This window comes from Janibacter limosus NBRC 16128 (assembly GCF_001570985.1).
GTDB lineage: Bacteria > Actinomycetota > Actinomycetes > Actinomycetales > Dermatophilaceae > Janibacter > Janibacter limosus.
Genome location: NZ_BCSS01000044.1, coordinates 16862 through 30191 on the forward strand (window position 1 = coordinate 16862; position 13330 = coordinate 30191).

Genomic DNA, 13330 nt, shown 5'->3' on the forward strand with positions numbered 1-13330 from the left:
TCGTCCGTCAGTTCGCTCCGACGGCACCCAGAGCGTCGGACAGGGCCTGGGCGGCCCCTTCGGCATTGTCCCAGAACACCATGTGGCCGGCCGATGGAACGACATGGACGGAGGCGCGAGGGTTGAGCGTGGTCACCTCGTCCATCGTTGCCGTCGGGACCACGGGGCTGTCGGCACCCTGGATGAAGGCGATCGGCGCCGGGACCTGCGCCCACCAGTCGAAGAAGTCCTCGCTCTCGAAGCCGTCGTGCGTCGCGCCGATGGCCTCGGGGGCGCAGCTGCCGAGCCACCGGGCCCGGATCTCCTGCTCGCGGCGGGGCCATGACGGCCACGACGCGGCGACCTCGTCGGCGGTCGTGCCGCGCAGCGCCTGCTCGACCTGTCCCATGAAGGCTGCCCGGGTCGTCGGGTACGGGTCGCGCCCCGGGCCGGAGATGGGCGGGTCGATCGCCACGACCCCGCCGTGCTCGACCTGTCCGCGCGCGGCGACGAGGGTGACGATCCGGGCTCCCATCGAGTGACCCACGAGCACCGCGTCACCGCCGGGCACCAGCGCGGCGATGACCCGCTCGAGGTCCTGCGCGTAGGCCGGCATCGAGTAGTCGTCACCGGACTGGGACAGTCCCCGGCCGCGCACGTCCGTGACCAGCACGCGGCGGGTCCGGGCGAGGTCCCGGGCGACGAAGTCCATCCCCATCGCGGGCATCGAGATCCCCGGCACGAGGACGACCGGGGCGGCGGTCGCGTCCGCGGGACCGGCGTAGTCGAGGACGTGGAGCCCGACCTCGCCGTCCACCCAGCGGCTGGTCGCGCCGCTCGCGGGGAGGTCGGCGAGTGCATCGAGGGAGACCGTGCGGTCCGTCATGAGAGTCCTCCGTGGCCCGGCGTGCCGGACAGGTAGTCGAGTGCGTCGGCGACGTCGATGACGTCGCCGTACTTGGCATTGATGTCGAAGAGATTGGCGTCGTGCGGGCCTTGCGCCCGGTCACCGACGGCCTCGCGGGGCACGAGGACCGAGAAGCCGTCCTGCACTGCGTCGACGGCGGACGCGCGGACGCACCCGCTGGTGGTGGCCCCGGTGAGCACGACGGTGTCGCAGCCCGCCGAGCGCAGCAGCGCGGCGAGCGGGGTGCCGTGGAAGGCGGATGCCCCCTTCTTGTCGACGACCGCGTCGGTCGCCGCGTCGAAGGGCAGCCGCGGATCGAGGACGATCCCCTCGCTGCCCTCGAGCATCGCCCGCATGCCCGCGGCCTTGGTCAGCCAGGTGATCGCGCCGGGGCGCACCTCGGCGCGGCTGTAGACGATCCGGGTGAAGATCACCGGATGCCCCTGGGCGTGGGCGGCCTCGATGAGCCGGCCGGTCGCGGCGACGACCTGCGTCAGGTCGCTCCCCGCGTCGAAGTGCGGCTCGGTGAAACCCCGGGTCAGATCGATGACGACGAGTGCCGGGCGGGGTCCGCGGTCGACGCTGCCACCCCAGCCGGCGCGATCGTAGGTGTCCAGGGTCTGCGCGTCGTGGACGCTCGTCGTGGCGTCGGCCGTGGTCATCGCGATCCCGCCCGTCGGCCGAAGGCGCGGGTGAGGATCCAGCCCTCGATGCAGCCGGCGACGAAGGTCGCCACGAGCGTCAGGCGTCGGCGGCCCCCTTCGTCCACGAGCATCCCGAGGCCGGCCGAGGACGGCACCACCCCGGGCGAAGGGGGTGTCCCCACCGATGTGGCAGCCGCGGGAGCCGCGGAGGCCGGCGCGCCCTGCGACGCGACGGCCGCATCCGCGGCAACCGGGGCGTCGCCCTGCTCGAGCAGGGCCGCCATGTTGGCGGCGAACTGGCCGAGGATCTTGTTGGACACCGACGCGATCGCGCCCTTGCCGAACTGGACGAACTTGCCGCGGATGTTCAGGTCCGTCGTGAGGCGCAGCGCCGCCCCCTCAGGGTGCTCCACGACCTCGAGCCGCACGTCGGCCTCGGCGTCGCCGTTGCCCTTGACATCGGAGCCGCGCCCGACGATGTGCATCGTGCGGGCCGTCTCGTCGACCTCCAGGAAGCGCAGCACGCCCTCGAAGGCGGCGCCGATCGGCCCCACGCGTAGGGACACCCGGCCGCGGTAGCCGTCCTCCCCCTCACGACCGAGCAGCTCCGCGCCCGGCATGCACGACGCGACCCGCTCCACGTCGTTGATCAGGGCGAAGACCTCCTGCGGGGATGCCTTGACGACGGCCTCGTTGTCGATCTTCATGCGGATGCTCCTTCGGTGACGGTCGGGTCCTCGCTGCGGCGCTGCTGGGCGACCTGCTCGACGGCGTCGACGATCGTCTCGTAGCCGGTGCAGCGGCAGAGGTTCGCTGAGACGAGCTCACGGACCTCCTCGCGCGAGGTGGTGTCCAGGTGGGGGATGCCGCCCTCGGCGAGCATGAGCATCCCGGGCGTGCAGAAGCCGCACTGCAACGAGTGGCAGGCGGTGAAGGCCTCCTGGAGGTCGTTCAGCCCGCTCTCGTCGGCGAGCGACTCGACGGTGCGGATCTCGTGACCGTCCGCCATGACGCCGAGCACCAGGCACGAGCGCGCGGGCTCTCCGTCGATCAGCACGGTGCAGGCGCCGCAGATGCCGTGCTCGCAGGCGACGTGGGTGCCGGTCGCTCCCACGCGGTGGCGCAGCACGTCGACGAGCGTCTCGCGGGCCTCGACGAGGAGCTCGTGGGGCTCGCCGTTGACCTGCAGCTCGATGAGGTGTCGATCGCTCATCGGGTTCCTCCTGTCAGGGCCGCGTGCACCGCACGCGGGGTGATCGGGGTCCGCTCCAGGAGCGTCCCGGTGGGTTCGAGGGCGTTGTTGACCGCGCCGAGGATCGTGCCGACGGCACCGATGGTGCCGCCCTCGCCCGCCCCCTTGGCGCCGGTCTCGTTGTAGATGCACGGCGTCTCGAGGTGGGCCAGCCGGATGTCCGGCATCTCCATCGCGGTCGGGACGCAGTAGTCCATGAAGCTCGCGCAGGACGGCTCCCCGTTGGTGTCATAGGTGACCTCCTCGAAGAGCGCACCGGCGATGCCCTGGGCGATGCCGCCACGCGCCTGCCCCTCGACGACCTGGGGGTTGATGGCGACGCCGCAGTCCTCCACGCAGAAGTACCGCAGGATCTTCACCGCACCGGTGTCGGGGTCCAGCTCGACCACGGCCGCCTGCGTCGCGTTGGAGAAGGTCCCGTCGTTGGTCACGTCGAAGGACGCGGTCGCGTGCAGACCGGGGCTGACCCCCTTCGGCAGGCGGTGTGCCTCCATGTAGGCGACGCGCGCGATCTCCTCGAAGGTGAGCCGCTCCTCCGGTGTGTCGCGGCGGTGCACGGCAGCGTCGCGCAGCTCGAGGTTGTCGAGGTTGGTCTCCATGAGGTGGGCCGCGATCTCGAGGAGGTCCTCCCCGAGGGCGCGTGCGGCCAGCTGGACCGCGCTGCCCCCGATGACCGCCGACCGCGAGGCGAAGGTCCCGAAGCCGTAGGTGATCCGGTCGGTGTCACCCTGGTGGAGCTTGACCCGGGAGATGTCCAGCTGCAGCCCGTCCGCGACGATCTGGGCCATCGTCGTCTCGTGGCTCTGCCCGTGGCTCATCGTGCCGCTCGTGACCGTGACCGTGCCGTCGAGGTCCATCCGGATGTCCGAGATGTCGAAGCCCGGGACGACGAGCATCTTGCGCGCGGCGAAGGCCGACGAGCCGTACCCGGTCCTCTCGCTGAAGCACGCGAAGCCGATGCCGATGTGGCGACCCTCGGCGCGGGCCTCGGCCTGCCGCTCGAACCACCCTTCCTCGCGGACCATCTGCTCGCACAGGTCGAGCGACTCCAGGTAGGAGCCGGGGTCATAGGTGATGTTGTTGATCGAGGTGTAGGGGAACTCGGTGATGAGATTGCGACGGCGCACGTCCAGCGGGTCCATCCCGAGCTGGCGGCCGGCCTGGTCCATGATCTGCTCCAGGAGCATGACGTACTGCGGCCGGGAGACCCCGCGGTACGGCGCGGTCGGCGCCTTGTTGGTCGCGACCGCCCGGCCCCGGACCCGGTAGGCCCCGAGGCGGTAGACGCCCGGCATCTCACCGGAGGCCATGAGCGGCTCGATGCCGGCGGTGAAGGGGTAGCAGGAGTAGGCGCCCATGTCGCAGACGACATCGCACTCGAAGGCGAGGAACTCACCGTCCGCGGCGAAGGCGGCGCGAGCGACATACCGCTGCTCGCGGGCGAGGAAGGAGGCGGTGAGCGCGTCCTTGCGGTCCTCGATCCACTTGACCGGCTTGCCGATCCGCTTCGCCGCGGCCGCCACCGCGATCTCCTCGCGACCGACGACGCACTTCAGGCCGAAGCCGCCGCCCATGTCGGGGACGATGACGCGGACCGCGCGCTCCGGCACGCCGATGCTGGCGGCCGTCGCGGTGCGCACGAGGTGCGGGACCTGGGTGGGGGTGTGCAGGACCAGCTGGGACTCCCGCTCGTCCCACTCGGCGAGCGCCGCGCGCGTCTCCATGGGAAGGGCGTTCTGCCGGCCGGAGTCGATGGTCATCTCGACGACCTGGTCGGCGCGCTCGAAGGCGTCGTCCAGACCGGGGGTGTCGAAGAGCGAGACGTCGACGAAGACGTTGTCGGGGGCGCCGTCGTGGAGCAGCCGGGCGCCCTGCGAGAGCGCCGCGTCCGCGGAGACGATCGCGTCGAAGGTCTCGTACTCGACCCGGGCTGCCTCGACGCCGTCCTCCGCCGCGTACGGCGTGCGGGCCACGACGATCGCGATCGGCTCGCCGATGAAGCGGACGGTGTCGTGTGCCAGGACGGGCATCTCGGTCGGACGGAACTGCTCGAAGGGACGGTCGAGCAGTGCGGCGATCGGCGCCATGACGAGGTCGTCGGCGGACAGTGCCGCCACGACGCCGGGCGTGGCCCGGGTCGCCTCGAGGTCGACGCCGACGATCCGGCCGAAGGCCACCTTGCTGCGGACGAACTGCGCGTGCAGCTGTCCCGTGAGCTCGATGTCGTCGACGAACCGCCCTGCGCCCGTGAGGAGCCGGGGGTCCTCACGGCGGCGTACCGAGGCGCCGATGAAGGCACCATCACGGGACATCTTCGGTTCGCTCATCGGGTGCGAGCCTCCTTCACGGCCTTGATGACCATCCCGGTCACGAGGTCACGCTGGTAGTCGTCGTCGACCTCGAGCTCGTCGAGGTCGGTCGTCACGCTCTGTCTCAGTGCGGCATCGCTGGCCGCAGCGGCCACGGCCACCTCGGTGGCGGGCAGGCGGGTGGGTGCCGGGGCGGCGCCGCTCACGACCACCCGGGCATCGGTGGCACCCTCGGTCGAAGGGAGGACCACTCCCGCTGCAGCGAGGGCGAAGTCGCCGTGCCGCAGGCCGTACTCGGCAAAGCCGGCGGCCCCCTTCGCCGGGGGGAAGATCACGCGGGTGACGATCTCGTCCGGCTCCAGGCAGGTCGTGTAGAGGCCGAAGAAGAGCTCCTCCGCCGGGACCTCCCGCTCACCCGTCGCCCCCTCGGCGACGACCCGCGCGCCGAAGAGCACCGCGAGGAGCGGCCACTCGGCCGACCCGTCGGCATGGGCGATGCTGCCTCCGACGGTGCCCCGGGTGCGGATCGGCAGGTGGCCGACGTGCCGCATCGTGCGGGCGATCAGCTCGTGCCCTGCGCTGTGGCGCACGACCGGGCTCTCCAGGACCGCCTGGTGGGTGGCCAGCGCGCCGATCGTCAGCTCGCTGCCCGTGAGCTCGATGGAGTCCAGACCCGGGATGCGCGTGATGTCCACGAGGTGCTCGGGACGAGCCAGGCGAAAGCTCATCATCGGGACGAGTGACTGCCCCCCGGCGATGACCTTGGACTCCTCGCCGAGGGACGTCAGCAGGTCGACGGCATCGCTGACGCTCGATGCGCGGTGGTAGCTCACGGGTGCGGGCTTCACGGTGACTCCTGGGGTCGTGCACGGGTGGGGAGCGGCACCCCGCGCCGAGTCGGCGCGGGGTGCTGCCGCGGATCAGTCGAGTGCGGGCTGCAGCGAGGTCTCGGGTGCGAGGTCCCCGTCCTCCACGACGGCATCGAGGTCCAGCCCCTTGGTCTCCGGGCCGAACTTGGCCATCACTGCCACCGAGATGAAGACGGCGACCATGAGGATGAGGAAGGTGTTGACCAAGCCCAGCGACGGGAACAGCAACGCGCTGAAGGCGATCGGCGCAATGCCCGTCGCCACGCGACTGGCCGAGGAGGACCAGGCGAAGCCGCTGGCCCGGATCTCCGTGGGGTAGATCTCGGCGATGTAGGCGTAGAGCACCGGGATGGCCATCTGGATGAGGAAGCCGAAGATGCCGATCGCCACGAGTGCGATGGTGGTCATCTCGATCGTGTAGCCGATCCCGACCAGGGCGAGCGAGCCGAGGCTCGCGCTCACACCGAGCAGCCACTTGCGGCCGGTGATGTCGACGAGCACCGCCGACAGGGCACACCCGAAGATGCCGATGGCACTCATGATCGTCGACCCGAGGAAGGCGACGGTGAAGGTCGCGCCCGCGTCGCGCAGCAAGGTCGGCAGCCAGCTGAGCGCGGCGTAGTAGACGACCATGATGCTGACGAAGAGCATCCACGCCATGAGGGTGACCATCGGCATCCGACCCCAGATCATCCGTAGCTGGTTGACCCCGGCGGTGAAGCCCTTGACCTGCGTCTCGACGACGGGTGGCTTGATCTCGTAGGGCTCGGGGGTGGCACCGGTCTCGCGGACCATGCGGTCGATGATCTCCCGTGCCTCGCTCTCACGGCCCACCTTGGCCAGGTAGATCGGCGACTCAGGGATCCCGCGACGTACCCAGAAGGTCAGCAGTGCGGGCAGCACCATGATCCCGAGCATGATCCGCCAGTTGTGCGGTACTTCGAGCAGTGCCCACGCGGAGAGACCTGCGAGGGTCGCGCCGATCGGCCAGAAGAGGTCGAGTGCCGTCAGGACCTTGCCGCGGATGGCCTTGGGTGAGAACTCCCCGACGATCGCGTAGTCGACCGGGATGCAGCCACCAAGGCCGAAGCCGGCGAGGAAGCGGAAGGCGAGGAAGACCCCGTAGGTCGGGGAGAAGGCACCGAGGACGGAAAAGACGGCGAAGATCATCAGCGTGATGCTGAAGGCCTTCTTGCGTCCGAGTCGGTCGGCGATGCTGCCCCAGACGATGGCACCGATGGCCATGCCGATGAGGTTGGCGGTGGCCACGTAGCCTCGCGCCCCGTCGGACAGATCGAAGTCCAGGGCCACGAGTGGCGTGAGGAAGCCGTTGAGGGCGATGTCCCAGGCATCAAAGAGATAGCCGAGACCGCCGATGAGGAAGATCTTGCCCTGGACGTTCCACCGCCACGGCAGGTCCTGGACGATCTGGTCGCCAGTGCGCATGTAATTCTCCAATGGTTTTCGGCCACGTCGATGTGGCACGAGACCGCGTGAGCCGACGGCTCAGCGGCGGAACTGGTAGTGGTACGACTCCATGTCGGCGTTGTTCAGAGGGCTGCCGCTCCACAACCAGTGGTACGACACGTCCGACTCGCCGTTGAAGCTGGCGAGCTTGAGGTCACGCTCCTCCTGCTCCGGACCATCGGGCAGGTGGTAGAAGTCCTTGTTGCGCAGGGAGGCGTCCTGGACCATCCCGGCGTGCTTGGAGCGACGCGAGATGTACCGGGCGAGGGCTGACTCGATGTCGTCGCGCGAGACCGTCCCGAGCTCCTCTGCCAGGACCGCGGCATCCTCCATGGCCTGCGAGGCACCCTGCGCCTGGTAGGGCAGCATCGCGTGGCAGGCGTCGCCGAGCAGGACCACCTGGCCATCGCGCCACACCGGGTCTCGGCGGCGGTGGTACATCGCCCAGACGCTGCAGTCGTCCCCGGCCTTGGAGAGCATCGCGGCCACGCGGTCGTCCCAGTCCTTGTACTGCTCGAGCATCTCGTCCACGGTCGCGGGCCGCGACCAGCTCTCGGCGATGCCCTCGTCGGCGGGCACGATCGCGACGATGTTGAGCATGTCGCCACCGCGGATCATGTAGTGGACCAGGTGGCGGTCGGGGCCGTACCAGATGGTGCTCTGGAAGCGGTCGACGAGCCACCGTGTCGCCGGGTCCTCCCGGATCTTGTCGCCGGGGACCAGGACGCGGTAGGCCATCTCGCCGGAGAACTCGAGCGTGTCCTCCCCGCCGATCGCGTCCCGCACTGCCGAGCGGATGCCGTCCGCCCCGACGACGACGTCACCGGTGAAACGCCGGCCGTCGGCGGTCACGACGACGGGTCGCTTCGGGTCGCTCTGGTCGACGTTGTCGACGTGGGCGCTGGTGATGACCTCGACGACAGGGCCGTGGCCGGCAGGATCGATGCACGCCTCGTGGATCACCTGGTGCAGGTCGGCACGGTGGTAGTGCCAGTAGGGCGCGTTGTACGTCTCCTTGACGTAGCTGCCCAGTGCGGTCAGGCCGATGACGCTGCCGTCCTTCCAGCGCCGACGCACCTGGTCCTGCGGCTCCGTGCGGATCCGCTCGAGCTCTGGCAGCAGGCCCAGACCCATGAGCACCCGGGCGGCATTGGGGGCCGTCTGGATGCCGGCACCGACCTCGCCGAGCTCGGCGGCCCGCTCGAGGACGGTGACGCGTAGGCCCTGCTGGCGCATGGCGAGTGCGGCGGTGAGACCGCCGAGGCCACCTCCGACGACGACGACCTCGAGGGATTGACTCATGGACACAGGTGCCTCCTGGGGCTGCGGCGGGTGCCGCGGGGTTCGGGTGGAGTGGCGAAGGGGGGAGCGTCAGGGCTCGATGAGGGTCCCGGCGGCGACGACGGTGGTCTCGTCGAGCGTGACCGTGCAGTCGCGCATGGCGATGTCCAGGTGCGCGTAGGAGTCGCGGTGGAGGACGGGGTGCGGACCGGTCGACCAGAGGAAGTTGCCGGCGAAGGCACGTGCCTCCATGCCCATCACCTCGTGCTTGGCGTACATGGCCTGGGCAAACCAGTCGGCGGAGCGCATCAGGCCCCAGCCCATGTGGGAGAGGTAGCGCGCCCACTTGTCGTCCGAGTCACCGAAGAAGGTCTCGATCATGTGGGCATCGGCGCCACCGCTGACCCTTTCGATGTGGCCGCCGGTGATCTCCAGGGTCACCGTGTCCCGGATGTACTCCTTGAAGGGGAAGATGATGTCGCCCGGTGCCATGACGATCTGCCCGTCGGAGATCTCGGGCCAGCACAGGACCATGGTGCTCGGCCAGTGGTCCCACCGGCCGGGGTCGTCGCTGAATCCGACCTGGAAGTCGCAGCGGACATTGGCGAGGTCGACGGTGAGGTCGGTGCCCGCAGCGCTGGTGACACGCATGGTCGTCGACTCCTGGACGAGTCGCTGCCCGGTGAGGACGCGGTCCTTGTCCCGAGCCGTCGGCATGTTGCGCACGAGGACATCGGGTGCGTCGCAGACGAAGAGGATGCGGGTGCCGGTCGCGAGGATCTCTTCCTGGATGGGTGCGTGGATGAAGCCCTCACGTGTCAGGTCGAGGACGAGGTCGGCCTGCTTGAGCAGGTCCTGGGCGACCGTGTCCCGCAGGACCGAGCTCAGGCCGGGGCCGGCGCCGGTGTGCGTGCTCGGCACGGGGTCGGGGTTCCCGCCGGGGACGGTGGCGACGAGGACGTGGGCTCCGCACGCCTTGGCCGCGGCGAAGGCCGCGGCGACGTAGTCGTCACGGCTGCCCGGCTCCGCGAGCACGACGACGTGCTCGTCGGTCCGCAGGTTGCACAGACGCAACTCCTCGGTGAAGGCCTGGACAAGGTCTGCAGACGTCAGCTGATTCATCGTCGAATCTCTCTCTCAACTCATCGGCGAGCGGGTTTAATAATCGTTTCTATACGCATGACTTGATGGAGTCAACCCCAGTTGCAGAATCTGGGAGAAGTTTCAGCCGTCCCGCAGATGTGATCCACGCCATGAGCACAGGTGGGTGAGAGACCCGCGAATCCCTGCTATTTCGCGGTTCTTGACCGATCGCCATCGGCCCTAGCTGGTCGGCGACACGCGGGTTCCGCCCTTCGGCCGGCTCTTGTCAGAAATTGGTCATGCGTGTACGAATGGACCATGAATCCCAGCATGAGCACCCATCACGTCGGCCTGATCGTGCCGAGCTCGAACCTCACGATGGAGACCGAGCTCCCCGAAATCCTCGGCCGGCGCCGCGAGCTGCACCCCCACGACCGCTTCGTCTTCCACTCCAGCCGGATGCGGATGAAGCACGTCACGCCGGAGGAGCTGAAGGCGATGAATGCGCAGACGGATCGCGCGGCCCTCGAGCTCGCCGACGCCCGCCCGGACGTCGTCGCCTCGGCCTGCCTCGTGGCGATCATGGCCCAGGGCGCCGGCTACCACTGCACCGCCGAGGACCAGATGCGCGCGGCCCTCGAGAGCGAAGGCGTGAGCGCTCCCGTCATCAGCAGCGCCGGCGCCCTCCTGCGCGCCCTCACCGCACTCGGAGCCCGCAAGGTCGTCATGGTCACGCCGTACATGAAGCCGCTCACCCAGCTCGTCGCCGACTACGTCGCGGACGCCGGCTTCGAGGTGCTCGACACCCTGTCCCTCGAGGTCTCCGACAACATCGCCGTCGCCAACCTCGACCCGATGGACCTCACCGAGCACTGGAAGCGTCTCGACCCCCAGGCCCTCGAGGACGCCGATGCTCTGGTCCTCTCGGCCTGCGTCCAGATGCCTTCTCTCCCAGCGATCCAAGCCGTGGAGGACGATTACGGCAAGCCGGTGCTGTCGGCTGCCACGGCCACCGCCTGGTCGATGCTCACCGACCTCGGCCTCCCGGCGGAGGCTCCGGGCGCGGGCTCCCTGCTCGGCGGTCGCCACTGACCAGGAGTCCCCGGCATCCGTCAGTGATGCCTGTCGCCCCACACACCCCGGTTTCACGTACAACGACGTATGAGGAGTTCCCATGGACCGCACCGCAACGAGACGGTGGCTCATCGTGCCGCTCGTCCTGATCCTGCTGAGTTTCGTACTGCCGTACACCCTCTTGAGCGACGTGGACGCCTGGTACGGCAGCTTCCTCTTCTGGACGCTCGCCACCGCAGTCGTCATCGGCGTCAATGCCATCATCAGCAGCCGTTGGGAGGACTGAGATGGAGGCCAGCTGGATCTGGATCGGGATCGCGATCTACATCGCGATCGCACTCGTCACCGCCTTCCTCTCTCGAGAAGGCTCGTCGACGAGCATGTCCGACTACTTCCTCGGAAACCGCCAGATGGGCGGTTTCGTCTCGGCGATGAGCTACAGCGCCACGACCTACAGCGCATTCATGCTCGTCGGGCTCGCCGGGCTGACCTACTCAGGTGGCGTCGGCGCACTCGGATTCGAGCTGATCTACCTCTCCGGCGTGACCCTCGTGGTCATCTTCGGCCCTCGCTTTTGGTTGGTGGGGCAGAAGTACGGCTACGTCACCCCATCGGAGATGCTCGGCCACCGGTATGACAGTCGCACCGTAGGCGTGGTCACCGCACTGACCAGCTGCGTGTTCCTCATCCCTTACGCCGCCGTGCAACTGGCTGGTGTCGGGTACCTCGTCAGTGGCATGAGTGGCGGCGCAGTCAGCTTCACGTCCGGCACGATCCTGGCCACCATCATGGCCATCGTCTTCTCGCTGGTCGCCGGGCTCCGCTCGGTCGCATGGACCGACTCCCTGCAGGCCATCATGATGGTCATCAGCGCCACGCTGGTCGTCATCTTCGTCGTGTACCGGCTCGGCGGCGCCGGGGAGTTCTTCAGCTCGCTGAGCACCGACCACAGCGGGGCGCTCTCCGTACCGGGCAACGGGTTCTTCACCTTCAGCGTCTTCGTGGGTTTGACCCTCCCCTGGATCTTCTTCAGCATCTCCAACCCCCAGGTCAGCCAGCGCCTCTACACACCGCGGTCGATGCGCGACCTGCGCACCATGCTCCTAGGGTTCATGGTCTTCGGCTTCATCTACACCCTGGTGTCGGTCATCTGGGGCTTCGCGGCACTGCAGCGCTTCCCCGACCTGGCCACGGGTGACCTCGCGACCCCGATGCTGCTCGCTTCCGACCTGGTGCCCACCGTCCTGGGTGTCATCGTCATGATCGGCATCATCGCTGCGGCGGTCTCGACCATCGACTCGATCATGCTCACCCTCTCCTCGATGGTCACGCGTGACGTCTACCGAGTCGTCAAGGACGGGGCCACAGAGGGGCAGCAGCTCAAGGTGGGCAAGTTCATCCTGCCGGTCATCGCCCTGCTTGCCCTCGGGTTCGCACAGCTCGAGGTCAACCTGATCGCCGTGCTCTCCGTGTCCGCGTCTGCCGGATTGCTGGTCATGGTCCCACCGATCGTCGGGGCCTTCTTCTGGAAGCGGGGAACCGCTCAGGGCGTCATCTGCGCCACCGTCGTGGCCGGTGCAGTGGTTCTCCTCCTCGAGATGACCACCACCCGACTGCTGGGTCAGGGCAGCGGAGTCTGGGGCCTGCTCCTGTCACTGGCGCTCTTCATCGGGGTCAGCCTGGCGACACCAGCGCCGCGAGATCGTGCGGACGACTTCTTGGGGCATGTGAAGGACGGTCTGCACAAGCACAAGGCCGTGTAGCCGTCCACGCCCGCCCGGCCCTCACCTCGAGGGCTCGGGCGGGCGTGCCGCATCGCCTCCGTGCGAGGCGGCGAGGTGGTTCGCAACGGTTGAGCACCCTCTGCGGTCACTCCCGGGTGTCCTCGCCCAGGGTGTCGACGTCGAGGCCGGTGGCCAGGTCGGAGCACTCGACCTCATCCGCGCCATGTCGGCGCAGGTAGGCGCCGGCGCCCCGATCACCCGAGAGCTCCGCGACGAGCGGGGCCCAGTGGTCACGCCCGATGAGCACCGGATGGCCGACGACGCCCGAGTACAGCGCCCGGCGAAGGGAGGCCACCCCCACCTCTCCCAACAGCAGCCGCGCCGCGACCTCCGAGGTGACATCCGGGAGGTCGACGAGGTGGATCAACGCAGCGGTCGCGGTGCCCGGCTCGAGGGCGCGCAACCCGTGGGCGAGCGAGGCGCCGAGGCCATCGGCCCAGTCGGGGCAGTGCGTGTAGTCGGTGCGCGGTAGCGCCAGCTCTGCGGCAGTGCCGCTGGCGCCGAGGACGACAGTGACTGCGGCACAGCCCCCTTCGTCCAGGACGGCGACGGCTCGGGCCAGCCACGAGGTGCCATCAGGATCGACCTTGAGAGCCTTGGGCATCCCCATGCGGCGACCGGCGCCCGCCGCCAGCAGCAGTCCCTGAACAGTCTCCATGGGTACGACCTTAAGGAAAGACG

13 protein-coding genes are annotated in these 13330 nt (G+C 69.0%); 3 read left to right on the forward strand and 10 right to left on the reverse strand.

Annotation, left to right across the window (positions count from 1 at the left end; all coding sequences use genetic code 11):
• Nucleotides 1-7 precede the first annotated feature (7 nt).
• The 9 genes from JLI01S_RS14040 to JLI01S_RS14080 all read right to left on the reverse strand — a co-directional run bounded on the left by JLI01S_RS14040 (nt 8) and on the right by JLI01S_RS14080 (nt 9830).
• Nucleotides 8-865, reverse strand: a complete 858-nt coding sequence (locus tag JLI01S_RS14040) for an alpha/beta fold hydrolase (RefSeq protein WP_068265706.1) — start codon at nt 863-865, stop codon at nt 8-10.
• Nucleotides 862-1548, reverse strand: a complete 687-nt coding sequence (locus tag JLI01S_RS14045) for an isochorismatase family protein (RefSeq protein ID WP_068265708.1) — start codon at nt 1546-1548, stop codon at nt 862-864. The genes JLI01S_RS14040 and JLI01S_RS14045 overlap by 4 nt, the downstream gene beginning before the upstream one ends.
• Nucleotides 1545-2237 carry an SRPBCC family protein gene (locus tag JLI01S_RS14050; RefSeq protein ID WP_068265710.1) on the reverse strand — a complete coding sequence of 231 codons (693 nt, stop codon included), beginning with the start codon at nt 2235-2237 and terminating at the stop codon, nt 1545-1547. Before JLI01S_RS14050 ends, JLI01S_RS14045 begins: the two co-directional genes overlap by 4 nt.
• Nucleotides 2234-2743, reverse strand: a complete 510-nt coding sequence (locus JLI01S_RS14055; RefSeq protein WP_068265712.1) for a (2Fe-2S)-binding protein — start codon at nt 2741-2743, stop codon at nt 2234-2236. The genes JLI01S_RS14050 and JLI01S_RS14055 overlap by 4 nt, the downstream gene beginning before the upstream one ends.
• Entirely contained in the window at nt 2740-5109 is a 2370-nt protein-coding gene (locus JLI01S_RS14060) for a xanthine dehydrogenase family protein molybdopterin-binding subunit (protein WP_068265714.1), read from the reverse strand. Before JLI01S_RS14060 ends, JLI01S_RS14055 begins: the two co-directional genes overlap by 4 nt.
• The gene (locus JLI01S_RS14065) at nt 5106-5939 is read right to left on the reverse strand and encodes an FAD binding domain-containing protein (RefSeq protein WP_068265716.1); all 834 of its coding nucleotides are present in this window, start codon (nt 5937-5939) and stop codon (nt 5106-5108) included. Before JLI01S_RS14065 ends, JLI01S_RS14060 begins: the two co-directional genes overlap by 4 nt.
• A 72-nt stretch (nt 5940-6011) precedes the next feature.
• Entirely contained in the window at nt 6012-7406 is a 1395-nt protein-coding gene (locus JLI01S_RS14070) for an MFS transporter (RefSeq protein ID WP_068265718.1), read from the reverse strand.
• Nucleotides 7407-7466: 60 nt separating this feature from the next.
• Nucleotides 7467-8729 carry an FAD-dependent monooxygenase gene (locus JLI01S_RS14075; RefSeq protein WP_218005522.1) on the reverse strand — a complete coding sequence of 421 codons (1263 nt, stop codon included), beginning with the start codon at nt 8727-8729 and terminating at the stop codon, nt 7467-7469.
• Nucleotides 8730-8798: 69 nt separating this feature from the next.
• A complete protein-coding gene (locus JLI01S_RS14080) occupies nt 8799-9830 on the reverse strand; it encodes a 2,5-dihydroxypyridine 5,6-dioxygenase NicX family protein (protein WP_068265722.1) in 1032 nt (343 codons plus the stop codon).
• A 291-nt stretch (nt 9831-10121) separates the two neighbouring features.
• Between JLI01S_RS14080 and JLI01S_RS14085 the strand changes: the two genes are divergently transcribed.
• From JLI01S_RS14085 to JLI01S_RS14095, 3 genes are all read left to right on the forward strand, one after another.
• A complete protein-coding gene (locus JLI01S_RS14085; RefSeq protein WP_068265724.1) occupies nt 10122-10883 on the forward strand; it encodes a maleate cis-trans isomerase family protein in 762 nt (253 codons plus the stop codon).
• Nucleotides 10884-10965: 82 nt separating this feature from the next.
• Nucleotides 10966-11151: a hypothetical protein gene (locus tag JLI01S_RS14090; RefSeq protein ID WP_068265726.1), complete on the forward strand. Its 186-nt coding sequence runs from the start codon at nt 10966-10968 to the stop codon at nt 11149-11151.
• Between the two features lies 1 nt (nt 11152).
• Nucleotides 11153-12628, forward strand: coding sequence for a sodium:solute symporter family protein (locus JLI01S_RS14095; protein ID WP_068265728.1), 1476 nt, complete (start codon nt 11153-11155; stop codon nt 12626-12628).
• Nucleotides 12629-12734: 106 nt separating this feature from the next.
• Here the strand turns inward: JLI01S_RS14095 and JLI01S_RS14100 are convergent, their stop codons facing one another.
• Nucleotides 12735-13307, reverse strand: a complete 573-nt coding sequence (locus tag JLI01S_RS14100) for a nucleotidyltransferase family protein (RefSeq protein WP_068265730.1) — start codon at nt 13305-13307, stop codon at nt 12735-12737.
• Between the last annotated feature and the right edge of the window lie 23 nt (nt 13308-13330).